General features: G+C 34.6%; 23 protein-coding genes and 1 pseudogene. 15 read left to right on the top strand and 9 right to left on the bottom strand.

The annotated features are described in order from the left end of the window. The first annotated feature begins 7 nt into the window (after nucleotides 1-7). From JIN86_RS14170 to JIN86_RS14160, 3 genes are all read left to right on the top strand, one after another. A complete protein-coding gene (locus JIN86_RS14170) occupies nucleotides 8-1,219 on the top strand; it encodes an ABC transporter permease (protein ID WP_202342237.1) in 1,212 nt (403 codons plus the stop codon). A gap of 11 nt (nucleotides 1,220-1,230) precedes the next feature. Then, on the top strand, nucleotides 1,231-2,151 hold the full coding sequence (locus JIN86_RS14165; protein WP_202342236.1) for an ABC transporter ATP-binding protein: 921 nt from the start codon (nucleotides 1,231-1,233) through the stop codon (nucleotides 2,149-2,151). Nucleotides 2,152-2,536: 385 nt separating this feature from the next. Next, nucleotides 2,537-2,857 carry a stage III sporulation protein AH gene (locus JIN86_RS14160; RefSeq protein WP_237497281.1) on the top strand — a complete coding sequence of 107 codons (321 nt, stop codon included), beginning with the start codon at nucleotides 2,537-2,539 and terminating at the stop codon, nucleotides 2,855-2,857. Between the two features lie 1,631 nt (nucleotides 2,858-4,488). Here the strand turns inward: JIN86_RS14160 and JIN86_RS14155 are convergent. Next, entirely contained in the window at nucleotides 4,489-5,400 is a 912-nt protein-coding gene (locus JIN86_RS14155) for a DNA glycosylase (RefSeq protein ID WP_202342235.1), read from the bottom strand. 162 nt (nucleotides 5,401-5,562) lie between these two features. Here JIN86_RS14155 and JIN86_RS14150 point away from each other — a divergent pair, with 162 nt between their 5' ends. The 4 genes from JIN86_RS14150 to JIN86_RS14135 all read left to right on the top strand — a co-directional run bounded on the left by JIN86_RS14150 (nucleotide 5,563) and on the right by JIN86_RS14135 (nucleotide 8,348). Then, nucleotides 5,563-6,276, top strand: coding sequence for a 2OG-Fe(II) oxygenase (locus JIN86_RS14150; RefSeq protein ID WP_202342234.1), 714 nt, complete (start codon nucleotides 5,563-5,565; stop codon nucleotides 6,274-6,276). Between the two features lie 85 nt (nucleotides 6,277-6,361). Beyond that, nucleotides 6,362-6,982, top strand: a complete 621-nt coding sequence (locus JIN86_RS14145) for a bifunctional transcriptional activator/DNA repair enzyme AdaA (RefSeq protein WP_202342233.1) — start codon at nucleotides 6,362-6,364, stop codon at nucleotides 6,980-6,982. Further along, the gene (adaB, locus tag JIN86_RS14140) at nucleotides 6,966-7,499 is read left to right on the top strand and encodes a methylated-DNA--[protein]-cysteine S-methyltransferase (RefSeq protein WP_202342246.1); all 534 of its coding nucleotides are present in this window, start codon (nucleotides 6,966-6,968) and stop codon (nucleotides 7,497-7,499) included. The genes JIN86_RS14145 and adaB overlap by 17 nt, the downstream gene beginning before the upstream one ends. 30 nt (nucleotides 7,500-7,529) lie before the next feature. Beyond that, complete coding sequence (locus JIN86_RS14135) at nucleotides 7,530-8,348, top strand: SPL family radical SAM protein (RefSeq protein WP_202342232.1); 819 nt, start codon at nucleotides 7,530-7,532, stop codon at nucleotides 8,346-8,348. Nucleotides 8,349-8,435: 87 nt separating this feature from the next. On the opposite strand, the gene JIN86_RS14130 is transcribed toward JIN86_RS14135, so the two are convergent. After that, nucleotides 8,436-8,663 (bottom strand): hypothetical protein, encoded by a 228-nt coding sequence (locus tag JIN86_RS14130; protein ID WP_202342247.1) that lies wholly within the window; start codon nucleotides 8,661-8,663, stop codon nucleotides 8,436-8,438. Nucleotides 8,664-8,851: 188 nt separating this feature from the next. Here JIN86_RS14130 and JIN86_RS14125 point away from each other — a divergent pair, with 188 nt between their 5' ends. Then, nucleotides 8,852-9,301, top strand: coding sequence for a GNAT family N-acetyltransferase (locus JIN86_RS14125; protein WP_004230407.1), 450 nt, complete (start codon nucleotides 8,852-8,854; stop codon nucleotides 9,299-9,301). A gap of 226 nt (nucleotides 9,302-9,527) precedes the next feature. Beyond that, nucleotides 9,528-11,684 (top strand): ATP-dependent helicase, encoded by a 2,157-nt coding sequence (locus JIN86_RS14120; protein WP_202342231.1) that lies wholly within the window; start codon nucleotides 9,528-9,530, stop codon nucleotides 11,682-11,684. Between the two features lie 45 nt (nucleotides 11,685-11,729). On the opposite strand, the gene JIN86_RS14115 is transcribed toward JIN86_RS14120, so the two are convergent. Next, the gene (locus JIN86_RS14115) at nucleotides 11,730-12,599 is read right to left on the bottom strand and encodes a LysR family transcriptional regulator (protein ID WP_202342230.1); all 870 of its coding nucleotides are present in this window, start codon (nucleotides 12,597-12,599) and stop codon (nucleotides 11,730-11,732) included. A 183-nt stretch (nucleotides 12,600-12,782) separates the two neighbouring features. Between JIN86_RS14115 and JIN86_RS14110 the strand changes: the two genes are divergently transcribed. Continuing rightward, nucleotides 12,783-13,676, top strand: coding sequence for a DMT family transporter (locus tag JIN86_RS14110; RefSeq protein WP_004230404.1), 894 nt, complete (start codon nucleotides 12,783-12,785; stop codon nucleotides 13,674-13,676). A 162-nt stretch (nucleotides 13,677-13,838) separates the two neighbouring features. Here the strand turns inward: JIN86_RS14110 and JIN86_RS14105 are convergent, their stop codons facing one another. Continuing rightward, nucleotides 13,839-14,459: a class I SAM-dependent methyltransferase gene (locus JIN86_RS14105; protein ID WP_202342229.1), complete on the bottom strand. Its 621-nt coding sequence runs from the start codon at nucleotides 14,457-14,459 to the stop codon at nucleotides 13,839-13,841. A 530-nt stretch (nucleotides 14,460-14,989) separates the two neighbouring features. Between JIN86_RS14105 and JIN86_RS14100 the strand changes: the two genes are divergently transcribed. Next, nucleotides 14,990-15,310 (top strand): ArsR/SmtB family transcription factor, encoded by a 321-nt coding sequence (locus JIN86_RS14100; protein WP_004230401.1) that lies wholly within the window; start codon nucleotides 14,990-14,992, stop codon nucleotides 15,308-15,310. A 545-nt stretch (nucleotides 15,311-15,855) separates the two neighbouring features. On the opposite strand, the gene JIN86_RS14095 is transcribed toward JIN86_RS14100, so the two are convergent. Together JIN86_RS14095 and JIN86_RS14090 are read right to left on the bottom strand one after the other, a co-directional pair. Further along, complete coding sequence (locus JIN86_RS14095) at nucleotides 15,856-16,131, bottom strand: YqhV family protein (protein WP_202342228.1); 276 nt, start codon at nucleotides 16,129-16,131, stop codon at nucleotides 15,856-15,858. A 564-nt stretch (nucleotides 16,132-16,695) separates the two neighbouring features. Then, a pseudogene (locus JIN86_RS14090) lies at nucleotides 16,696-17,219 on the bottom strand (LysE family translocator); the annotation flags it as partial. Nucleotides 17,220-17,694: 475 nt separating this feature from the next. Here JIN86_RS14090 and JIN86_RS14085 point away from each other — a divergent pair. The 4 genes from JIN86_RS14085 (at nucleotide 17,695) to JIN86_RS14070 (ending at nucleotide 21,280) form a co-directional block, all read left to right on the top strand. After that, entirely contained in the window at nucleotides 17,695-18,219 is a 525-nt protein-coding gene (locus tag JIN86_RS14085) for a sigma-70 family RNA polymerase sigma factor (RefSeq protein WP_004230396.1), read from the top strand. After that, entirely contained in the window at nucleotides 18,212-19,228 is a 1,017-nt protein-coding gene (locus JIN86_RS14080) for an LCP family protein (RefSeq protein ID WP_202342227.1), read from the top strand. The genes JIN86_RS14085 and JIN86_RS14080 overlap by 8 nt, the downstream gene beginning before the upstream one ends. Before the next feature lie 347 nt (nucleotides 19,229-19,575). Continuing rightward, the gene (locus tag JIN86_RS14075; protein ID WP_202342226.1) at nucleotides 19,576-20,118 is read left to right on the top strand and encodes an RNA polymerase sigma factor; all 543 of its coding nucleotides are present in this window, start codon (nucleotides 19,576-19,578) and stop codon (nucleotides 20,116-20,118) included. Continuing rightward, nucleotides 20,108-21,280: an anti-sigma factor gene (locus JIN86_RS14070; protein ID WP_202342225.1), complete on the top strand. Its 1,173-nt coding sequence runs from the start codon at nucleotides 20,108-20,110 to the stop codon at nucleotides 21,278-21,280. Before JIN86_RS14075 ends, JIN86_RS14070 begins: the two co-directional genes overlap by 11 nt. 410 nt (nucleotides 21,281-21,690) lie before the next feature. On the opposite strand, the gene JIN86_RS14065 is transcribed toward JIN86_RS14070, so the two are convergent. From JIN86_RS14065 to JIN86_RS14055, 3 genes are all read right to left on the bottom strand, one after another. Then, nucleotides 21,691-22,119 carry a HEAT repeat domain-containing protein gene (locus tag JIN86_RS14065; RefSeq protein WP_004230391.1) on the bottom strand — a complete coding sequence of 143 codons (429 nt, stop codon included), beginning with the start codon at nucleotides 22,117-22,119 and terminating at the stop codon, nucleotides 21,691-21,693. 614 nt (nucleotides 22,120-22,733) lie between these two features. Beyond that, nucleotides 22,734-23,774 (bottom strand): cytochrome ubiquinol oxidase subunit I, encoded by a 1,041-nt coding sequence (locus JIN86_RS14060; protein WP_202342224.1) that lies wholly within the window; start codon nucleotides 23,772-23,774, stop codon nucleotides 22,734-22,736. Beyond that, on the bottom strand, nucleotides 23,771-25,099 hold the full coding sequence (locus JIN86_RS14055; protein WP_202342223.1) for a c-type cytochrome: 1,329 nt from the start codon (nucleotides 25,097-25,099) through the stop codon (nucleotides 23,771-23,773). The genes JIN86_RS14060 and JIN86_RS14055 overlap by 4 nt, the downstream gene beginning before the upstream one ends. Nucleotides 25,100-25,158 lie beyond the last annotated feature (59 nt).

Here is a 25,158-nt window from a genome sequence, read left to right as displayed (position 1 = left end):
CATTAGCATGTGGAGTTATTTCAAATTTGAATTCAAACAATTTTTTACGAATAAGAAAAACTTAGCTATCTATTTTTTGCTTGCTTTTGCAACCTTCTTTTATGTGTTTAAAATAGCACATGCATATGATCCGATTGAACAAGTCGAATATGAAGAAATTGAGGCTCGCTATTTAACACGGCAGGAATTTTTAGATTCGATGGAGGGGCAAAACATATATAGACTACATCCGGCCATCATCTTTGCAATTGAGATATTTCAGCAAATTAATCCAATAGATAAAGCGAGATTAGAAGCATTAGATGAAGGGAATCTAAAAAAATATGCAGAGGTAACTCGTGATTGGTATTACTTTACGAATGCGATTACATACAAAAGTGATTCATTCTCCTATAACTCAAAGTATTTTATAAAAAATAATGATTATGCAGAAGATGATGCCTTTTATGCTTATTTAGAGCAGGCAGCCCGTTATGATACGTATGCGAACGCAAATTATGAATTATCAATGGAAATTTTCGAACAGCGGACAGCCCTTCAAACGTTCGAGCGTTTATTAAAGGGATTACTACCTGTTATTTTAATTGTGTGTGTACTACTTTTAGCTATTGATATCGTGACAAAAGATCGGCGTCATCCATCTATTATCAAAGGATTTCCTATTAGCGATTGGAAAAAGCTATTGATGAAAATGATCGTTGCACTACTAGGTAGCTTCGTATTATTTGTACCACTTTTTGCTGGGTTCATTATTATAGGCTTACAATCCGGCTTTGGAAATTTCAATTTACCATCACCCATGTATGCTCCTCATCTCGATTGGCGTCAGGAGGGTAAATTTGAACCGATGACTTTAGGGATGTTTTTAGGACAAACCCTCATTTTGCTTTTTACTTGGTTCTTTGTCATTATCAACGTTGTACTATTGTGCAGTATCCTATTCCGTAACGAGATGATGAATTTTGCCATAGGTTTACTCCTTATTTTTGGCGAAAAGTTTTATTTCAGCCGATATGTTGGTTACTTTTGGGATATTCAAATTTACCCAACTTCTTACATTCAAGTGGGACAAATTGTTTCAAAACAACGAAATTTTTATTATATGAACGATTTTTTAGATTTCAATTTAGGATTACAGTTGCTACTTGTCTTAGCTGTAGTCGTCATTTTATTCATGCTGCTTACTGTTATGAATAGACGTTATAAGCTAATTAAATAGGGGGGACACAGGTGATTGATATTCAAAATATTACTGTGCAATTTGCGGAAAATAAAGTGTTAAATGATATTTCAATGACATTTGAGCAAGGTGAAATGATTGGACTTGTTGCACCAAATGGAACAGGAAAATCCACATTTATGAATGTGTTGATGAATTATATAAAGCCTATGAAAGGGAAAGTAGTATTTAAAGATGGACTATGCTACTCGAATAAATCAAATGAAGTAAAAATTCATAGTTTTGTGTCGATGATGCCAGACCAAAGTGACTTGTATAATCACTTAAGCGGGCGTGAACATTTAAAAATGTTTGCAACCATGTGGCAATCCGATTTAAAACTTATAGATGAAACCATTGAAATATTAAATATGGGGCATTATGTAAATAAAAAAACAGGCACATATTCTCTGGGTATGCGCCAGCGCCTTTGCTTTGCTATGCAAATAGTTACGAATACGGACATTATGATGATGGATGAGGTGATGAACGGTCTTGATCCAAATAATGTAGAAATTATTTCGAAGATATTAGTAAAGAAAAAGGCGGAGGGGAAGGTGATTATTATTGCCTCGCATTTACTAGACAATTTAGAGAAATATGCAGATCGAATTTTCTTGTTTAACGAAGGAAAACTAGTGGATACGAACCAAATAATAGAAGGCTTCAGTCAAGCCCATATTAAAACGATTCGTGTGAACAACATGACGAGTACAACTGAAAAACAACTGTACGAGCTGTTTCCAAACATAAAGCTTCAAACACTTACAAATGGAATAACATTAATTCATTTACCAAGCTCTGAAGCCGCTATATTAAGTTCGCTTACATCATTTTTAGTGGAGAGAAATGTAGTGGATTTTGCATTTGGAAAAGTGACATTAAATGATTTGTATTCTATGTATTATCATGAGTATAAAAATGTGACCTAGTTTTTTTGAATCCTATGCTAGATGATGTGGGAAGGTGTAATCGTTACACATTCTCAATAGAACGAATGGATGCAGGAATTAATCAACAGAAGCTTTTATGATTTTGCATCCATTCGTTATGACAAGCATAGGGGAGGAAATAATCACATAGTGCTTTCTACGATGGCTTTCATTCAAAATCATGGAGTTGCTACCCGCAGCTCTTTTTTAATGGGGCCTATAGGGATATTTGATTGAAATAGAGCGCTTTGAATTGAGTATAGAAAAGGAGGAGGAATGAAAATTGATGATGATTACTGAAAATATGATGGGGCAACGCTATTAACATCTTATTGATATACTAGCGAAACGATGTAACCGCTTTGCCTTTGTTGAGAACAGACAATTGATGGAAAATGAAGAATTACGGTTAGCGGCTGTTGATGGGCTATTGACTCCTATTAAAAGTCAGCTTATCGAAAGAAAGGTTCAAAATGAATGGGAGACGACAACGCTTGGCGAAAATACGGCATTTGTTTATTATTTTCTATTAAACGATACGACTGCTCAATTTTTGAAGGAGCGTAGCGACTCACTTTTTGGTTGGATTACGCCAGAATTACCAAAGGATTTAATGTTTTATGAAGATAAACAATGTTTACTAGCAGCGTGTTCGCATGAAGGTTTTTTCTGGGTGAATAAAAAAGTATGGGACTGTTTTTTATGAAGCTAAAGATGTCGCTTATTTGATTTTTTGTATGGGCAATTCTTGTTACTTTATAAAATAAAAAAAAGGGGGAGTACTTTATGTTATTTATAACGTTGTTTGTTATACCAGTCTTAGGAGTTTTACATTTTTTAAATTTCACTACTTTTTTAAAAAAACTAATAAATGGAAAAAATACGTATAACCAAAATGTACTAGGAGCAGTTTTAACCTTTATGCTGATCTTTACAATAATGTACTGCTTTATTGGAACCCATTAACGGCTTAACGAGAAATTTTTAAAGTAAAGCCATCTAACATGGAAAAACCAACAAGAAAGCAACTTCTTTAAAAGTAGTTGCTTTCTTGTTGTTAGTCATTCATAAATATCTCTTCTAACGAAGGTCGATTTGTTTGAATATCAAAAATGTCTGTATCAAATTTACATATGGAATGCACAATGCTAGCAATAATATGCTATTGCTATTGTGCTAGTATCCCTTCCTTTGATTTACTATTTTATTAAGCCTAGGAAGAGATTCAATGATTTTTTACAATTAAAAAAATCTAACCATTCAGAAGAGTAAGCTAAGAGCGCCAGTCCTATCATTGTAGATATAGGGCTAGGCGCTTATTTCTATAAATTTTATAGAAGTAACATCTGATTTTTTTCTTATGACTAACTATAAATAATTAATTTTGAACTTTTACTGCATTTTATGGATTGAGGATCAAGCATCAAAATTGAGTTTCAAGTCCATCATGTAAGATCAAACTCCTTTAAGCTGCCAACGACGTCCAACCAGGCAGTTTTATAAATTCAAAGTAGTGAAACGAAAGGTAGCAAAAGAAAGCATCGCCTACATTATGGGCTTAATCGGCAACTTTATTGGTGAGGAAATCTAAAGATGCTGCAAGTACACTTCATTTTTTACCATTTTCTGACATAAGACTCCACTTCAAGGAACGTGAAGGGTGTAGCCCAGTGAGTAAGAAGAGATGAATGTCCTAGGCGTTAGCCTGAATTGTCGCATAATTAGGATGTATGTTCTATAACAAACTTGTGCAGCTTGCTCTTAAAAAACTGAAAAGTTGTAACAGGAAAGTTTGTTTGTTAACGTAAAATCTTTAACGTTCAACTAGCTTCAACTAGCCTAAAAGGGAAAACCAAGCCAGTATGACTGCAACTATGACATAAAATTATGTTATAAAGTTCTACTCTTTAAACTAGGATACTGGAAGAGCAATAAGAAAAAGTAAGGCACTCAATAAAATAAAGTTGAGAATACTTGGCAGAACAAAATTTAATCCTGTATATATACCTCCTATGTTCATACCTGAATAACGGAAAAAATTAAACAGTCCTTAGGCAGCTCCTCTATGTTCACTATAACAGTGGGGGAGCAAATCCCATTGTTAAACCATTAATCTTATTTTCCTTACAGTTATCCTTATATGCTCTTAAAACATGAACAATATCCAATTGATTAAGATCCGAATAATCCGCATTTTGATATTTATATACCGATTGTAAATAATGTTTTCTTATTAATCGGCGTGAGTGTGATAGATTACACGTATTAAATGATTAAAAGAATCCGTTTTGATATATCTTTTATCAAAACGGTTTCCTTTTTCCTAGTTGTAATGATTCAATAGAGAACACGCCATAAATAGAAGGTAGCGTAGGATTCCCAGTTTTTCCATGGTTCGGATAGCTCTAAGATTTCCTCTTTGGTAGGCTTTCGGTTCATATTACGTAATGATTTTATTGAATTAATCAGACCCACATCATCGATTGGAAAAGCTGTCTGAAACCTTAGGCAACGCATTAGCACGTAGTTGGCTGTCCAAGGTCCGATTCCTCGTATTTTGATTAAGCTTTTTTCTGCCTCTTTAAAATCCATTTTCTTTAATTGTTCCTTCGATAAATCTCCGTTTGCCATTAGTCTTGCAATGCCAATAATATATTCACTTTTTTTTACTGTCATTTTAATAGCTGCTAGGTCAGTAGGTGTTAACTGTGCAATTCGTTCGTACGGAGGGAATACCCAATACTTTTTAACATTCCATTCGATAGAATCGCCAAAGCTTTCTACAAATTGTCTCTTTAAAGAGTAGGCAAAGGCAAGGTTAATTTGTTGCCCTAAAACGCCCCAGCATAATGCTTCAAATAAATCGGGAATGCCGATAACTCGTAATCCAGAGAATTTTTGCGCAGGTATTTGAAGTAATGGATCTGAATTTGCCATTTCATAAAATGGTGTTAAATCGTTATCAAGATCAAACCATTCATGAATATATGTGACAATTTTTTCCTGTTCCCACTTCTCAATAGGTCTAGAATCATTTAGGAATTGAACAACCATTTGTTGATTATCAATTACGCTTATCTGTACTAAAGACTGCATTTCTCCAATGGCTATCACTTTTATGATGATATCGTTCTCTATTTCATACATGCATTCATTTTTTTCTCTTGTTAAATAGCCTAGATTCGCATTCATATCAAAATTTTCTGGTAAGGTAATGATCATCACATCATCAACGTCATGCCATATCACTTTTTCATTCTCCTTTACAACATACACAGTTTGTTAGTTTACTTTACCATAAAAGTAGCTTTACTCATTTTGTTATCTTGCTATTCCATTCTAAACGCCTTATTTTTTTCTATTGATGAGGTTATAGTGTTAGTTATTAAGAAGGCTAAGGAGGGAATAAAAATGGTCCAAGATATTCAAACACGTGTTGGCAGCTTAGAGTGGGATTCCATTCAACATGAACTAGATAAGCAAGGATTTGCAAAGCTTCCAGTAATCTTAACAAAAGAGGAATGTGAATTCTTAATAGGGATGTATAGTACAGAAGAGCCATATAGAACGACCATTAATATGACGAGATATCGCTTTGGGGAGGGGGAATACAAATATTTTTCCTATCCATTGCCTGAAATCATCCAAAGTTTAAGAGAGTCCTTTTATCAAGAATTGGCCAAAACAGCTAATCGATGGTTAGGTTATTTAAAGAAAACAGCGCAGTTTCCAGCTCAGCTTCAAGATTTTTTGAACACTTGTAAAGAATATGAACAAACTAGACCGACACCGTTACTCTTAAAGTATGAAACAGGTGGCTTTAATTGTTTGCATCAAGATTTATATGGCGATGTGTTTTTCCCGTTTCAAGTAGTATTTGTATTAAATCAACGCGAACAAGACTTTTTTGGTGGAGAATCACTCCTAGTGGAACAAATTCCACGTGCTCAGAGTAGGGGACATGTCATTACGTTAGATCAAGGCAGTGCGCTCATCTTTCCTACAAACCATAGACCTGTTCTAGGGAAAAGGGGATATTATAAACATACGGTTCGTCATGGAGTAAGTACGATTACTGCTGGAGAACGATACGGTCTTGGCATCATTTTTCACGATTCTAAATAAAAAAACTTCAATATCTTGCTATTCCATATCTAGAATTGTACATGGTGAATTTTTAGGGAGTATATTGTAAGGAGAGGTGAGATAAATGCATGAGCCTATGAATGATGAAAATGATATTTTGAATAATGTAGAAATGATGACAGATGAAAAATGGCAAGCCATTATCACGAATGATACAGCGTACAACAATCAATTTTTTTATGCTGTCAAGTCAACAGGGATATTCTGTAAACCATCCTGTAAGTCTCGCGTTCCGAAAAAAGAGAATGTATGTATTTTTGCAACCGCAGAACAAGCACTTCGCGCAAATTTTCGCCCTTGTAAACGCTGCAAGCCTACTAATGAAAATTTACCTGATAGCGAGTGGGTTGATGTCATCACAGCATACATTGATCAAAATTTCGCTGAAAAATTAACGCTTGAATCATTAGCAATGATTTGTCATGGGAGTCCCTATCATATGCATCGAACATTTAAAAAGATTAAAGGCATGACGCCCGTTGAGTATATACAACAAGTTCGCGTACACGCGGCTAAAAAGTATTTGATGCAGACGAATAAAGCAATAGGCGATATTGCCATATGTGTGGGTATGGCGAATGCGCCCTATTTTATTACTTTATTTAAAAAGAAAACAGGTCAGACCCCAGCGCAATTTCGTCAAATGAGAAAAATGGAGGAAATAAATGATGGAAACAAACAATAAACCAACCCTTTATTGGTCTTTACTCAAGTTTGAGGATTGGCATTTTTATATTGCTGCTACCTCCAAGGGCCTTGTGTTTGTAGGTTCACAGAACAAACCATTCGAGGAAATGGTTGAATGGGCGAAGAAACGCTTTCCAGGAAGTCCTCTTGTTGAAGATGAGGAAAAGCTTGAACCCTATGTCAATGAAATCATTCAATATCTAGCAGGAAAGAGGAAAACCTTTACTGTCCCATTGGAGTACAAAGGTACGCCATTTCAGCTAGCAGTCTGGCAAGCACTTTGTGAAATTCCTTATGGGCAGACGAAATCCTATTCAGACATTGCCCATGCTATAAATAAACCAGCAGCTGTTCGTGCTGTGGGAGCGGCTATTGGGGCTAATCCAGTGTTACTTACTGTACCGTGCCATCGTGTAACAGGAAAGAATGGCTCTTTAACAGGCTATCGGGGCGGATTAGCAATGAAAAAATTGCTTTTGGACCTTGAAGAGCGAGGTTCGTCTAGCAATGCGTAATACTTACCGTACATGGAATGGGGGTTCCGTATGAAATGTGAAATCCTTTATAAAAATCCAAAAACCATTCTGAATAAAGGAACTGGCTTTCTTTCTGGCTATACGCATTCACTCAACCCTTATACAGGCTGTTCATTTGGATGTTCTTATTGCTATGTACGTCAAATGCCTGTATCTCTTTTTCGAGAAGGGGAATGGGGTAGTTGGGTCGATGTTAAAAACGGTGCGGCGAAAGTATTAAAAAAGGAGCTTCATCGTGCCAAAGCCAAAGGGCCTGTAACCATTTTTATGTCCTCAAGTACAGACCCGTATCAGCCAATAGAGCATAAGGAAAAAGTGACGCGATCTTTACTAGAGGTTATGCTAGAGGATCCCCCTGATTTCTTATTTGTACAGACGAGAAGTCCACTTGTCAGTCGAGATATTGATTTACTGCGACAATTTAAAGAAAAAGTGCGGGTAAGTATGACAATTGAGACAGATTCGGAAACGATACGTAAACATTTTACGCCAATGGCACCTCCAATCCAAGCGCGTTTTAAGACATTGGAAAAATTAGCAGCTGCGGACATACCGACCCAAGTTGCTATCGCGCCCATTTTACCAAGTGGAGAATATTTTCCTTTGAAATTGAAGCAACTCGTCGATCGGATATGTATAGATGACTACTTCATGGGAGATGGCAGTGGTGGAAAACGCACAAGAAAACTTGAGATTGAGAAAAAATATGACCAACTTGGTTTAGAAGAATGGTATGGACCAGATGTAATAAAAAAAATATACAACCGATTTATTGAAATCTTTCCAGAAAATCATGTTTATATAAGTCAGGCTGGGTTTGAGCCGTAAAATGCTGTAATAGATGGATTATAAAAATAGCCCCAATACCCATCTTTACTGAAGTGAGTATTAGGGTTTCTTCACATGATAGTATGATTAACGTTTGTTTTCATTTTGAATTTGACTGAAATCTACTTCTTCAGCAAACTCTTCTCTGTTTTTACGCTCATTGTTAGCATTTTGATTTTGATTCTGCTGTTTTTTGTTGTCTTGCGTTTTATTATTTTTATGTTTATTATTTCCCATTTTCATCTCACCTCCACCATTAGTGTGAGTGGAAGATGTTTTTTTATCCGTAGAACTTACATTTAATTCTTCAAGCAATGTGCTTTACTTTATTAAGGAGTACAGTATGACTGAAAATTTACCTAATTTATTTCTTAGACCATCAAAATAATATAAGATGAAAGTAAACAGGCCATATGTTTATAATAACCAATCAAACGGTATCCGAAGTAATTGTGAAGAATGGTAATGCACCAACTACAGTTAGCACTTAAGGAGGTACAGTAGTGGACCAACACAAAATAATTATTACGCAATATAACCCCCAATACGCTGAACAAACAGTTGCTATGTGGCGAGATAGTAAGGAAAAGGCGATTGGTCAGAAAGAAATTCACACCTTTGAAAGGCATGTATATTTCTTAAATCATCTATTAGCTGAACAGTTTCACATCGATTTAGCGTTAATGGATGAAAACGTAGTTGGAATGATTGCCTATAACGAAGAGGAAATAAGCCAACTATATATTCATGTTGACTATCAAGGGATGGGCATAGGTCATACATTACTAGATAAAGTAAAAGCACAAGCAAATGGGCGATTAACTTTATACACATTTGAGGTTAATGAAAATGCTCAACGATTTTATGAAAGACATGGATTTAAAATTATAGGTAGAGGTCATGAAAATGAAGAGAATTTAGCTGATATTCAATATGAATGGATAGCCAAATAAAAAATTTCACTAACAAGCTACTAAAAAGCGTTGTACATTTTGTATATACGCTTTTTTGTTTTTGAAAAGATTTAAAAATGATGAAGAGGCAACCAATCTCCTTAACGACTATTAATTACTTGAATGAGTAGTAGTCGAGCTACAGTTGCTTTTAATGATCTTAGGAGGTTAAGCAGTATCATCTGGTATAATAGAAAATAGATTTTTTTAGAACGGAGTAAATGATATGAATGGAGCGCAAAAAGCATTTTTTGAAGAAAAGGAGCGTTCACTTGGCGTTTATCTAAATGATGTGCAGAAGCAGGCCGTATTGCAAACGAATGGACCGTTGCTACTATTGGCATCTCCTGGTTCAGGAAAAACGACGACCATTATTATGCGTATTGGCTATATGATCGAGGCGCTTGGTGTTAAGCCTGCTCGCATCAAGGCTGTTACGTTTAGTAAGGCATCAGCAAATGATATGAGGGCACGTTTTGCAAAGTTTTTTCCGCATTTGCCACCAGTTGATTTCTCGACGATTCATAGTTTAGCATTTCAAGTGGTGCGGGAGACACTTGAACGTCAGGGCATTTCATATGGGATTATGGAAGAAGCGGACAAGCCTGGTGTTATGTCAAAAAAACGAGTGCTTCGTGAGATTTTTGAACAATTAAATGGCTCGAAAATTACTGAAGATCAGTTAGAAGAGCTACTGACGTACATAACGTTCATCAAAAATAAAATGTTGCCAGAACAGGAATGGGCAATGGCAGAAGTAAAGGTGCCAAAAAAAGTCGAGATTTTGCAGCGATATGAGGAATATAAACGCACAGGTTGCGATCGTTTGCTTATTGATTTTGACGATATGCTGTTAATGGCGAATGATATTTTTACCAAAAATCGAGAGGTGTTGGCGCAATATCAGCGTCGATACGATTTTTATTTAACGGATGAAAGTCAGGATACATCGCCTGTTCAACATGCAATCATCGAGAAGCTTGTCGCTGTCCATCAAAATTTATGCGTCGTTGCCGATGAGGATCAGGCCATTTATAGCTGGCGTGGTGCAGAGCCAGATTATTTGTTGAATTTCCAAAAGATTTATCCAGAGGCACAAGTTTTACTAATGACACAAAACTATCGTTCATCTGCCTCGATTGTAGAGCCAGCCAATCTATTCATTCAGCGCAATAAAAAGCGATATAACAAACAAATGTTTACGCAAAATCCTGCAGCAGAGCCAATCTCGTTTAAAATCCTAGAGAATTACAGCTTACAGGCCAAATATGTAGTGAATCAGTTAAAAAGCTTGTCTAAGCGTGGCTCAACGGCTGTTTTATATCGAAATAATACGTCAGCCATTCCACTTATGGACGCGTTAGATAGAGCGGGCCTGCCTTTCTATATGAAAGATTCCACCATACGCTTTTTTACGCATTGGGTCGTGGAGGATATTATGAACTTCATGCGTCTAGCGTACAATACAAAAAATATCTCAATATTTGAAAAAATTTACAGAAAAATGAATGCTTATATTACACCAACGCAATTTAAGGCCCTACAGAAAGTGCCAGAAGATGGCTGTGTATTCACACTTTTATTAGAGCATGTGGAGCTAAAGGATTATCAGCCTGAATATATTAAGCGAATTCGCCAAACGTATGATAGCATTCAATTTGATCAAACAACACCAACAGCCATGCTAGAGCATATCCGTTATGATTTTGGTTATGAGCGTGCCTTAAAGAAAATGAGCGAGGACCTCGGTTTTAATTATGAAAATTTACTAGATATTGTGAATGTACTTGGACTAATTGCTCGCAATACGTCGACGATGACCGAATTTGCGGGTCGTTTGAAGTACCTTGAAAATTTAGCACGTACATCACATCTGAAAAATGAAATAAATGCCATTACCTTAACAACCTTACACAGTTCAAAAGGCTTGGAATATGACCGTGTGTATTTGATTGACTTAATTGATGGGATTTTACCTAGTGAGACGGAAGAAGCAATAGAGGAAGAAACAAGGCTCTTTTATGTCGGTATCACACGTGCAATTCGCCATTTGGAATTAATTTCATACAGCAAGCGTTTTAAAGCAAGTGTGGTGCCATCAATATTCATGAAGGCGTTAAAGCAAATCGTCTCACCTCAGGAATTACCAAAGAAAGCGTCGAAAAGTCCGAGGAAAGCACTGAAGCAATACCGTAATGATCGGACAATTACAACGGAGTCAGCGTTAATCGTGGGCTCAAAGGTAAAGCATGTGATGTTTGGAGAAGGCAAAATTTTGGAGGTCACAAGTAGCACGATCAAATTGTCATTTGATGCAGGGATAAAGCAGTTTATGACGGATACATGTTTACAGCAAGGCTATTTAGAAGCGGTCGAAGATTAATGCAGCGTATTCGAGATTTTTTCGAATACGCTTTTTATCGTAGTGCTATTTTCTCTTTCTATAGGATAAATATTCTATAAATCTCTTTGCTGCAAGTGACAGCGATTTTTGCTCTCTCATCGCCATTCCAATAGTTCGAAAAGCAGGTACTTCGAGCTCTTTCGCAATAATTTGGTAAGGAATACGTTCTAAAATCAGTTCAGGTAATATACTGATTCCCAACCCGTTTTCCACCATTGACATAATGGCATAGTCGTCCCATGTTGTAAAAGAAATGTGCGGCGAGATATTGTGCTTCTCGAAAATTTCGGAGATTTCAGCTTTTGCGCCTTTTTCTAAAAGCATGAATGGACTGGTCAATAGTTCACTTATAGGAAATTTATCGCAATCAGCAAGAGGATGATCCTGATGAATGACGACCAACAAACGGTCTTGCTCTACAAAGATTGTTTCCATTTCAGCTTTTGTTGGCAGTCGTAAAAATCCAAAGTCGACCCTACCTTCGATAATCCAGCTTTCGATTTCGGTGTAATCTCCTAATAGTAACTCGAAATCAATCCCTGGATAATCCTGCTTAAAGAATTTGATCATATAAGGTAGCCAATGGGTTGCTACACTAGAAAATGTACCAATTCGAATGATTCCTGATTGGATATCATGTAAGTCATCGATCTGCATCATTAACATTTCATGCTCATTGCATATACGCTGTAATTGGGGCAGTAACTTTAAGCCATCAGATGTTAAACTGATTCCGGCACGACTTCTTTCAAAAAGGGATATTCCCCATTCTGATTCTAAATCGTTGATCATACGGCTGATGCCGGACTGTGTATAGTTTAATGCATCGGCAGCTCTTGTAAAGCTCCCATATTCTACCGCTTTGACAAAGGCCATATATTTTTGGATATTCATAACGCTATCCTCCCTTGCATGCTATTTTGTTATAGATAACATGATAAACATTCAATTTTGTAATACTTATGTGTATGCTATGCTATTCCCATTACAAAAGCAAGTGGAAAGGGAGTGGAAGAAAAGGAAGGAAAAAAGTATCTAATAGTATCTATTAAAATGCGGTAGGTTAGGGGGGCGACCATGAAATCTAAATTTCAATTTATCGTATCAATGATTATTTTTGGCACAATCGGTTTAGTTGTTCGTAACATTAATTTAGCGGCGAGTGAAAGGGCTTTACTAAGTAGTTTCCTAGGATGCTTATTTTTACTGCTCATCTTCTCCATAATGAAGAAAAAAATATCCTGGAATTTAGTAAAAACGAATGCTTTATTTTTGATTCTCTCAGGCGTTGCATTGGGAGGAAACTGGATTTTTCTCTATCAATCCTACGACCACACATCACTTGCCAATGCCACACTAGGATATTATTTTGCACCAGTATTTGTAATGATTCTTTCACCTGTTGTACTTAAGGAACCATTATCCATTAAAAAAATAATATGCATTGTCATTGCAATGATCGGTATGATAATGATTGTAGGAGAAGGGGTGAGTGCAACGGAATCAGATGATTTCCTTGGACTTATCTTTGGATTGATGGCAGCTGCTTTTTATGCTGCTTTGTTACTTTTAAACAAATTTATTAAAGAGATGGACAAGCTGGAGCTGACCATTATTCAACTTGGAACGACCGCATTATTACTGCTGCCGTATGTTTTTTTGACAGAAGGCTTTGGGATTTTTGGATTATCAAGCGCATCTATTCCTTTTATTTTAATTTTAGGTATCGTTAATACAGGGATTGGATTTTGGTTGTTTTTCTCGGGAATGGAAAAATTGAAAGGGCAGAGTATTGCGATGCTCAGTTATGTCGATCCTTTTGTAGCTATTTTGATTTCTGCAATGATATTGCAAGAGCAAATGACCCTAGTTCAAATTATCGGAGGGGTATTCTTATTAGGTTCTACATTTGTTAGCGAAATTCCATCCTTTAACTTTTCAAAACAACTCATGAAAAAACAAATAGAGTAACAAATTCTTACATGGTATTTACCATTTATAAGGTTATTCCATTACTAAGACAACAATCAGCCAATTTTATTTGGACTGATTGTTGTTTTTTTAGCTCTGATAAGATGCTTGAGCTCCTTGATGAGTTTTCTCCGAAACATTCATTGCGATTATACGATTTAGCTAAGAGCGTTTAATAACTTCAATATATCGATACATACCCTTTAACATAACAGATTCATCTCTTATAATTTTGAGCCTATAATCATTTTGGTTAAACAACTCCTCAAAACTTCGTCCAATATCTGTTCCTAACATACTTATAAATGGCCTTACCAATTTTTTTGTTAGCGTTAGTTTTTGATTTTTAGGAGCAAATTTATCAAAGATAAGAATTCTACCATCCTTCTTTAAAACTCGTATCATCTCTTCAAAGCATTTATTTTCATTAGGAACCACAGAAAGAATTAAACTAGCTACAATATAGTCAAATGATTCATCTGCAAAAGACATTTTTTGAGCATCCATTTCTAAAAAATTGATAGAAGAGTGCTCGAATTTATGTTGAGCTTTCGCTAGCATATCAGGAGAATAATCAATAGCTGTTATATCATAATCAACATAGTTGATTAATTCTAAATCAGCCCCAGTACCAATACCTACATAGAGGATTTTTTGCTTACGCTGAAAAGGTACTTCTTGAAAAATCCTCTTTCTAGTCTTTAAAAACGCACCTGTGTTAAAAAGTTTATCGTAAAAGGAAGAGCCAATTTTATAGATAATTTTGTTCCACGTATTATTCAATGCTACATCCAACCTTTCTACAGAGCGTAAGAGCTTCTAAAATCCTGTGTCCCCTCCAAAAATAGGAGTGACTCACGCAATATCTTTGTCATCATGTCAAAATATCATAAAATCCCCATGAAAATCATAATTCATCTGCCAATCATCATAAATCGATGGCTTCTTTATTGAAAGAAACGTAATTTGCCAATAAATAGTGACAGCTTAAGAAAGGGAAGTGAAAAGCCAAGTACATAAATAAGTATGTATAATAAGCCTTTATCGGGGTTTGTTCGCCCTAAAGCCATTACTACAAGTGTCCAGCCAGTTGCGAAACCTGTCCCAAATTTAAACTGATATTCCTTTTCGGAAAGTAAAAAATCTAACTTGAGGATGCCTACGTTTATTAGCTGAAGAGAGACCCATATTTTTGAAAATTTTTGACAGACATATTAGGTAGTGCTAGTATGTTTGACACACATAGTAGTGATATCGAATATGATCATATCAAAACATATTAGCTAAGTCTAATATGAATTGGAGGAGATTTTGTGACAGAAAAAAATATTGATTTAAAAATCAAACTAATTCATGGATTTTCAAATAAGGTAAGACTTCAAATTTTAGAGTGTATCAAAGAGAAAGAGAAGACAGTATCTCAAATCGTCGAGGAATTAAAGGGGAATCAGTCTAATATCTCTCAACACTTAGCCTGTTTAAAAGGTTGTGGCATTATTGTTGGTCGTAATGAAGGAAAATATTGCTACTATAGTTTGAGAAATGAGCGTATTCGCGAACTTCTTGAAATGTTTGATACGGTTTTAGTAGATGTTCATGCTGATGTCGCGTGCTGTGTAAACCATGTAGATTAAAGGGAAGTTAAATATAGGCAAGGTTTGTAGTACTGAGTAAGATGGGAAGTACACTTACAAATCGGGTTAGTGGTCGTAAAGGTTTGATCAAGGTTAATCCAAAGTAGAAACCTACCTGATGTAGTGTAATGTTAATTTGAATAGAAATAAAAAAGGGTTACAGAGGTAATGTAACCCTTATTGAGGGAGGTCGTGACGGTCAACCAACGCCACCACCGTATAAGTGCGTGCGATACACTCAATACTAATTTGTGCAAGCAAAGGCTAATTATACATAAAAAAAAGCAGCGTCGTCACACGCTACAGTGATTTAATGAACATGATTAGTAAAAAAATTTTTCAAATGGACGGATAAACATGTTATGTGATTCATAAAGAGTTTAACAAAGAAAAGATTATGAATGGAATCAGGCTATAAAATAAATGTTCGAGACAGAAGAAGACTTATGTCCAAAATGGTGGATGGGAAGATATCAATCTATTTACTAATTTCATATTCTGGCATTTTCATACTTTATAATTATTATTTTAGTAATATTTTATGTTTACTTTTTATGTGAGCTAATAATAATAAGTGTTATACCTGTAAATAAGCAAATGATTCTCGTCACAGGTATTTTATCTGCTAGTCCAAATAAGGCAATTGCTGTCGTTACGATTAAAACGGTTGGCCCAACCAAAGCAAGCATTGTATTAATATAAAATGCTTTTTCTAAATTATTTAACTTTAGCATCAACAACCCAGCACTTACTTCAATACTCCCAGACAATACACGTAAAATAACCATCGCAAGAACCGACTTTTCAATAATTGTCATCATCCTATCTTTATAGAAAATTTAATATAATTCCAACATGAATAGAATAATAGATTTTTGTTTAAATGAAATACTAAAATTAATATATGTCTGATTCGTATCTAATATTCTTATTAGATAATGCTTTATATGAAGTGATTTTCTAGTTAAAAGTTCAAGAATTAAAACAATTTTATAAATCCATTTTCTGTTTTTAATAGGAAATAGTATGGGAAAAATAGTTCTTTCAATGGTACTTAAAAAAGATGCAGGTTTTCCAAATATCTTCATTAATTGAGGGGATTTGCTAGTAGCCTTGGAGCTAGATTAAAATTTGGAGCAAAACAAGCACTCAAAAAACTATTAGTAAGTTGAGGATTCCCTGTAGCCCTAGGTGAAAAAAGATATCCCTTCTTCAACTAAAGGAGCTTTACTTCAATAAGGAGTGGAAGGAAACTTATCATCACTATATTGAAAGAATGTCAGAAATAAAGTCTGCAGTAAACGAACGGATATTAATTAAGAAACAGTCCCTTCAAATTTGAAAGGAACTCATTGGGTAGGGGGGCATTGTTTTATTTTACAAGTTTAATGTGGAGCTTTTGTTTGAAGTAGCTTTAACCCCATACAAATAAATATCATTCCCGTTATTTTATTCAGAAGCATACCTAATTTTTGGTTTCCTCTTAGTTTTTTAGTAACGTACGAGGAGAAATAAGCAACAAATAAACACCATAGGAGTTCAGTTGCTGTAAATGTAAGCCCTAATATTAAAAAAGGAGCAGGATCTGATGCTTTTATATCTATAAACTGCGGAAGAAAAGCAATAATAAATAACGAGACTTTTGGATTCGTTAAACTGGTTAAAAGACCTTGTATATAAATTTTTCTTAAGTTTAATTTACTAGATGACGCTTCAAAACCTATGTTGGATTTATCAAATATCATTTTAATTCCTAGATAAACGAGATAAATTACATCAATAATCTTAAGCCAAAAGAAACAAATAACGTATGAACCAAGGAGCCAGTAATAATACCGAATACAGAATAAACACCAGTTCTTTTACCTTGTGAAATACTTCTATCAACAAGATACATGGTATCAGCACCTCCATCTGTTTTTGGGGTGCCCTTATCGATATTAAAGTAATTGAAAGAGAATTTAATCTGCCACAATAAATAAGAGCATGTTTTGAACAATCTTTTCAAAACATGCTCTTTAGATTTGCTCTCATATCAAGGTTGATATCATTAATTTAATCCAACATGATTATAATGCTAGTCTATTCTTATGAAATAGTAAGAGAGAAGAATAGATGATTAGACAAGAGTCATTCACCTTCAAAAAATCGCGTCTATAATTCAGACATCAATGAATTATAAAAGGAGCAATCAATAGAATTTATGGAAAGGTTGATCAAATAATTAAAAAATCCAACACCCACCTGTTTTCAGCACTTACAATCGCAATTGTTACAAGTCGGTAACGGATATTTTGGAGTTATTTTTAAAAATTGAACCTTTCTTGAATTGATAATCGTCTAATAGAAGAATTTGGGAGCAGGTTGAGAAGGAGGGAAGTAGATTGGGTAGAGAAGAAAATGATTTCATACTAGAAAAATTGATGATTGATTATGGTAATGAGTTGGTACGATTAGCGTTTTCATATGTGAAAGATGCAGAGATTGCGAAGGACATGGTTCAAAATACGTTTATCAAATGTTACAAAAACCTTGATTCATTTCGCTTTGACGCACAAATTAAAACATGGCTTTATCGTATTACCATTAACGAATGTAAGGACTATTTGAAAAGTTGGAATTACAAAATGGTACACGTAAAAAGTTTTATTAATGAAACGGCGAAGTCAATATTACCTTCAACAGAAAAAACAGTACTTGATAAATACAATAATGAAGAAATTAAAGATACGATTTTTTCTCTACCAAAAGTATATCGGGAAGTGGTTTATCTATACTACTACGATTCATTGACGACTGATGAAATTGCCAATGTTTTAGATGTTTCGGTAAATACAGTGAAAACTCGATTAAGAAGAGCAAAACAACGATTAGAGTCGATGATAAAGGAGGCAGAAGTTAATGAATGAGAAACGTTCAAAAACTAACTTTTCTAATAAGTTAAATCAAGAACTACAATTTACGAAAGAAGATCGTCAAAAAGTATTTGAACAAATCAAGAAAATAGACAGGGATTCTCATATGCAAAAAAAGTCACCTATTTTCCTACAAAAATTTGCACCAGTAACAGTTTCTATATTAATAATAGGTCTATGTTTATTTTTATTTTTGCCATCATTACTCCCTGGAAATCTGACTAAAGAATCTAATATACGTACTACAAGTAACCAAGTGGTTGAAGAAGAGAAGGTTTCAACTACATTAATTACGGTGAAATCAAAAGAGATGGATAATAGAATTTATCTAAATCTATTACTTACTTATAATAAAGATAAAAAGATGATGAAAGTTGTATCATTCCCTGCTGAGACATATGCACCAGTATCGACTAATAATGATGGGACACCTTTGTACGATAAATTATTGTTTGCATATAAATTTGGGGGCGCTGATAATGTAAAAACGACTGTTTCAAAATTAGTAGCTTTACCAATTGATTATTATTCAGTAATTGATGTGGAAACTATTTCAACGCTCATTGATTCTGTAAATGGATTAGAATACGATTTGTCAGAAGATATTCGAGTGAGAGCAATCACACAAGTAGCATTTGAATTTGAAAAAGGATTACAGCGTTTTAGCGGTGAAGAAGTTATCGCATTGTTAATGGCAGCCACAGAAGGTGTAAATCTAAATGAAGAAAATCTCGTAAATCTATTGCAAGCTATAATTAATAAAATGGAAGTTGAAATGTCACCAGTACAATTAAAAGAAATGTTTACTCAAATGGAAACGAATACATCACTTGATTCATTGTTAGAAAATCAGCTAGAAATTCAGTCAATAAAATTGGTTTCTTTAAGCAACGGAATGCAAACGGATTCCATAACATTAAGTGAGACTGAGGGTAAATTTTATTATAAATTTGAAAAAGATTTTTTAAATACTATATCAGATAATTTAACGACCTTTAAGTAAGTATAATATACAAACACATACAAAATAACGTTCCCAAATCAAAGTTTGGAAACACTTGAAAAAGCCATGAGCGTGAACTGCACTCCCATTGTTAGACACAATTTAATAATGGGGTGCAGTTCATTTTCGTGGCTTTTTCTATAAATTTTATTTATACAGCTTATTATGCAAGAAGCGAAAACACTAGATACACTAATATTTAGACGTTTATGCCTTGCCGTTCGATGTATATTTCTTAGTGTTGTCAATCCGCATTTCCCTTGCAGCACTCCGTCAATAGAAAAAATTAAACTTATTCTGAGAGGAAATAAAGAATTGATCGTTATAGTAGTAAGGAGGTGAATCAGATGGAGATAGATGAAGTGATTGCACGAGTAAAGAACGGAGAAGATCATTGCTTTGCATATATTATCAAACATTATGAACAGAAAGTATTTACCACTGTTATACGAATTGTTCGTAATCGTACAGTTGCAGAAGATATCGTTCAGGATATTTTTATTAAGGTGTACTATAACCTACATAAGTATGAAAAAAAAGGGTCGTTTAATGCATGGCTCTATCGGATTGTTGTCAATAAGTGTTTTGATTATTTAAGAAAATATAAGCAGCAAGCAAGATCAATAGATATGGATATAGCAGACGGTCGTTATCCAGAAAAAATTCTATTATTACGTGAGAAAAATGAGCAATTAGAACAACTCCTACAGCAGCTAGATGAAACCGAGTATTTCGTGTTGTTGCTAAAATTTGTGAACGGGCTTCGCTACGATGAAATTAGTGAAGTGCTTCAAATTTCTATGAACGAAGTACGTAACAAACTGCACCGTAGCAAAAGAAAATTAAGATCAATCGGAACTACAAAGGGAGGTTATTTTTATGAAATGTGATTCGTTACTGATAGAAGATTATGTGGAAGGCTTTTTAGAAGCTAATGAGTTGGAGAAACTTGAAGCCCATTTGCAAACCTGTAAAAGTTGTCAAAATGAATACCAGCAATTAAGAAAGGAGCAGCAAACTTTATTTGCACAGCTTAATACTCCAATTATTAAACATAGTAGTCAAGCGGATCTAATTATGCAGCTTATTCAAACAAATACTAAGCGTAAGAAAGTGTGGCATAGTTTGAAAATTAGTGTAATTAGTGCTGCAGTTCTGTTCTTAAGTTTCGGATTTTATTATTGGAATCGAATGCCCAGTGAAGTTGCACAGCCAATTGATGAACCAGCGGAATTAATCGAACCTAACAGTGGTGACCAGGAGGTACTTAAAACAAGTGAACAAAACCAAAAACCTAGCTTAGATGCACCGTTTTTGGATGTTTCAATCGAGCAAGTGGTTAATGATGGAGAAAACATGGATATTGAATTTCGTGTAAAATTCAATGATGAAAATCAGCGTTATTATGAAAATTTATACAGTCAAATGCTAACTCGTTATGAATATGATGAATTTCTAAATCCACCAATTGATAAAATGGAAGATTTCTTTTTCGGTGAAGTTCGGACAAATGTCCATTTTGCCCTTAAAAATGATGCGGGTGAATTGATTGCAGGGCATAGATTAAAAGAAAAACCGTTAATCAATAGTTCTTCTAGTGGGAGGCGAACTAATGTATTAGGTGAAATGATTTATTCGGTTTCTGTCCCAAGCTATACTAAGTCAACTGTATTAGAAGTGTTTACTATGGAAAAAATTGTGCACAATTTAAATGAGACGCAAGTAAATTCGCAACAGCCGCAACCATTTCAATTTGAAAACGCAGAATATACAGTAGATTCAATAGAAATTGAAAATAATTCATTGCACATTCAAATTTCTACGGAAGGTGAACCAAAGATAAGGCCGATGGGATGGAATATTGTAATCGATAATCGCTTAGTTGTTGCTGATAGAAATTCTAGTAAATTTGATGAAAAACGTACTAATAATCGTACCATTTATAGAGCACAATTTAACGATTTACAAAATATACCGAACACTTTCAAAATAGTGCCTTCTACTGTAAAAATAACAGAAGAGATTGATCCGATACGGTTGAAATTAAATTAGTGGTAAAAAACTTTACAGTGAGAGCCTTTTAATGTGAAGAAAAAATCTGTATAAAATATGATATAAGACTTTTTTAATTGTAAGTTAAAAAAACAAACTTCAGCAATCGGGCGCGATTTTGTAATAAGGATTAGCGCTCGATCTCATTATAGAGCCATTTACTTGAGTAACATATTTAATCAAAATTGTTATGGAACAAAGAAATTGTGAAAATTTCCACTTAAACTAAAGGAGCAGGTTAGTTTTATTAGGTGCTTGTTTTATCATTAAACAATAAAGATAGATCATCAAAGAAAAGAAGTAAGACAATTTAATATTGGTTTCGATGAACCGCAGCGTAAGATATGAAAAAGTCATTCCCTCCATAAGCGGAGAGAATGACTTTCCTTCATAAATCGCAAAACTGCTGATTATAGTTTTGTCCAACGTTCCTCTAACCAGTTCATAAATTGTTCACCTTTGTCGCCTTCATACGCGTCAAAGACATCTAAACGCATACGTTTTAGTTTATCCGCAAAGTCTGCCACTGTATGGTCCTTCGGCAAGCTCTTTTTAACACGCAGGAAAATTTTTTCTGTTCCTTTAATAATATCAAAACGTGCAGGTGATGGCTTCTCTACGTCCTCGCCAAACGCCGCAAGTGCTTCATAGGCTGCTAATTGCACCTTGTTGACAGTATCATGCTGCATACGATTTTTTAATAAATCTATGATTTTGTCATGTTGATAAGCTGATAACTTTTCGACTGCGTCTAAACGCTCTCGCCAGCTAGACGTATAATTGGCCTGTTTTTTTAATGTTTCATACTGCTCTGGTAATGCTGTTTCAAATTGTTTCAAGTAATTGCACCTCTTTTTTTAACTAGAGGAAAAATGAATTCTTCTTCTGTTTCTCTTATTATACGTTGTTTTGGTGAAAATAGCGAAGAATCGAAGGGAAGGATATAACTTCTATATTGCTGTTGCCATTCGTTTCTTAGATAAAGCAAAACTGGTTGAATTAAGAAGTTATCCAGACGGAACTTTAAATTCAGTTCAGGATATTTTAACTTATAATGCGAAGCAATTAGAAATTGTAAAATAAAAGTGAAGTTTAAGTACGTAAGTAACCTTCATACTTGAGTATGGTATTACTAGTCACATCTAAACAGGTGTGGCTGTTTAGTTTTGAATAAAACAGTAGAGCAACAATTAAAGTAATACCTATAATAGGGGGAAAATATGATGAAAAGACAATTTGATCAGAGTGATTTATATAGTGAATCTACTTAGAGTGCATTACAATGTACATTTTATTTTATCTATGAGCAGAAGTTTTATCTCATAGTTTAAGCTAAATAATTTCAATTAAATGAAGTGATATATTGTTTTAATAACAAAGCAATCCCGTTTATCCAATAGAAAAACGGGATTGAGGATTACGTTATATAGAAGTATGATTAATACAATTAATTTCATTCAGAGGTAGATTCAATTCCTTCTTCTGTTCGTGGATGTTCGTCAAGATATGGAGATAAATAGGCTTCCCTTAATTCATGTCGCATCCATCCCATAATTCCTATAACAAAAGTGAATACAATTATAGATCCTAGAAAAGCACTTGTAGAATCTTTATAGCCTGCTGCATATAGTAGCATACAAAGAATGACAGTCAATACAATAGAAATGATGAGTAAAGATGTTAACAATAAATCTTCGCCTAAATAAAGCATACGAATATTCGTATCAAATGAAAATAATAATAAGAAACCAGCTACCAACTGAACAATTGTAATCCAAAAGCCTACTTTTGCACCAAGAAGTTTTAATGATTGCTCATGTTCCTCTAATCTCTTCTGCTTCCGCTTCTGATAAGCAAAATAGACAAACATATAAAATCCACCTGTTGCTAAACTTGCTAGCATGAAATGTAGGTAACGTTGCCAAATTTGAGGATAGTAAACTAAGCTTTCAAAAAAACCCTTTGCTTCTCCCCATCGATCTGGATATAACATAGAAGTTACATTGACAATAAAAATAAGAGGCACAAAGAATAAAATCAACATTGCCAAGAAACCAATACTAATATGAAATAATTTTTTGGTTTGATATTTATCCCAAGTGAACTTGTAAATGTATAACAGAAGAAATGCAGTAATTAGGAGGATTAGTAAACTCATCCAAGCCTTTCCTATTAGTATAGTTGAAGAAAAAAAATATTGTGTATACAAGACACTCACAATCAGTAATGGGCCAACTCCTAGAACGACTGCAATACTCTTATGTATGGAAGCATGAAATGAACAAATTTGCGCCATTTTATCAAATAAACTATTTTTTTTGATCATACTCGTAATTTCTAATCCAACTGCTCCTGCAGTCAATGAGATTGTAAAATTCACGAAAATGATATGAAAAATAAATGTCGCAACGATAAGAATTTCTAGTAACCCAATAGGTGCAGGTATTGGTAAAGGGTTATCTGAAGAAATTAAAGCAAAACTTAAATAGTTCATTTTGTAGACACCTCTTCTTCCTCTTCAAGTACTGTTAAAATATAAGTAGCTAAAGCTTCAATTTCTTTTTCAGTCCCCATAAATGGAGGCATTGCTACTTGTGCAAAATGCATATTCGGAACAAAGGACATAATGGCTTCCTTATCCCAACCAACCATTCTACTAGACAAGGCTCTTGTATCTCTCCACCCATCTATTGTATGACAGGTAATACATTGACCAACGAATACATCTCTACCCGCTTCAACCATATTATTTTCGTTTACTTCTTTTTCTTTTGCCCACGTCGCATTGGCCAAATAACCTTCTTTTTTAAGTTTTTCTTCATTCTTTGCTAACATTCCATTCGCATACATGTAGTTATAGATAATATAGGGTTTTCTTACTGTTTCTCTTACAACTTCAAATTCCCCAATAAAACCAATGGATGAGAACATCACTGCTATTGATAGAATCCATGGGACAGTTTTTGGACTTTTTGCAAGCCATACTAAGAAAATAATAAGTATACTAAATCCTAAGATATTTAAACTTTTGAAGATCACCTCGGACATCCCTGTAGACCAGACAATCATATTATAGGCTTCAGTTGGGATGGACCATAAATACCATAACCCTATGATAAAAGTCATAGGTAAAGAGATAGCACCCCAGAATGCAAATACACGAAAAACTTCTGTACGTAAAGCCTTATCTTTAATACGCCAACGGATAAAAAATGATACTAAAGATATTGCTAGCATAATTGCTAAAAACATGCGGAATCCAAGTGAAGGGAAGTAGGTTGGATTGAGAAATGCATTCCAAAATGAAAAAGTTTCAATCCAACGCCCAGGTGTTAATTTTGCAGCTAAGACACCCGTAATGATCACCATTGTCACCCATGAAGCAACACTGAGTGCTACGCCCAGCATGATATGTTTACGTTTACGTTCGCCTTCTTTCCATGTATCCCAAGTATAATAGTAAATAATAAGTATAATTACTTCTGAGATAAACGCTCCCCATTCAACCACCCATGCCCAGAAAAAAATACGCAATAAAGAAGAAATGGAATCTGGTTGTATAACTGTGGTTGAAAACCAAATTCCTACTCCAGTCATCGCTCCTATAGTTGTAGTAATGATTAAAACCCATTTCAACATTGTTTTTGCTATTTGATCTAATTGCTCATTCTTCTTTTTCATCGCTCGATATTCAGTCGATACAACTAAAACAGATGTACCTATCGCGATGCCATGGCTAATTATCACATGAATAATTGCAATAAGAGCAATCACAGTGCCATTACCAAACCATGTATAATCCACGGATGGAAAATTCATATTACCCTCTTCCTTTCATTTTTTAATCAAATGCAACGCAATCATACTAAATAGTTTTG

The sequence above is a fragment of the Lysinibacillus sp. HST-98 genome, from assembly GCF_016757845.1.
Lineage (GTDB): Bacteria > Bacillota > Bacilli > Bacillales_A > Planococcaceae > Lysinibacillus > Lysinibacillus capsici.
Note: the sequence above shows the minus strand (reverse complement) of the source record. Positions and strands in the feature narration are given on the sequence as shown.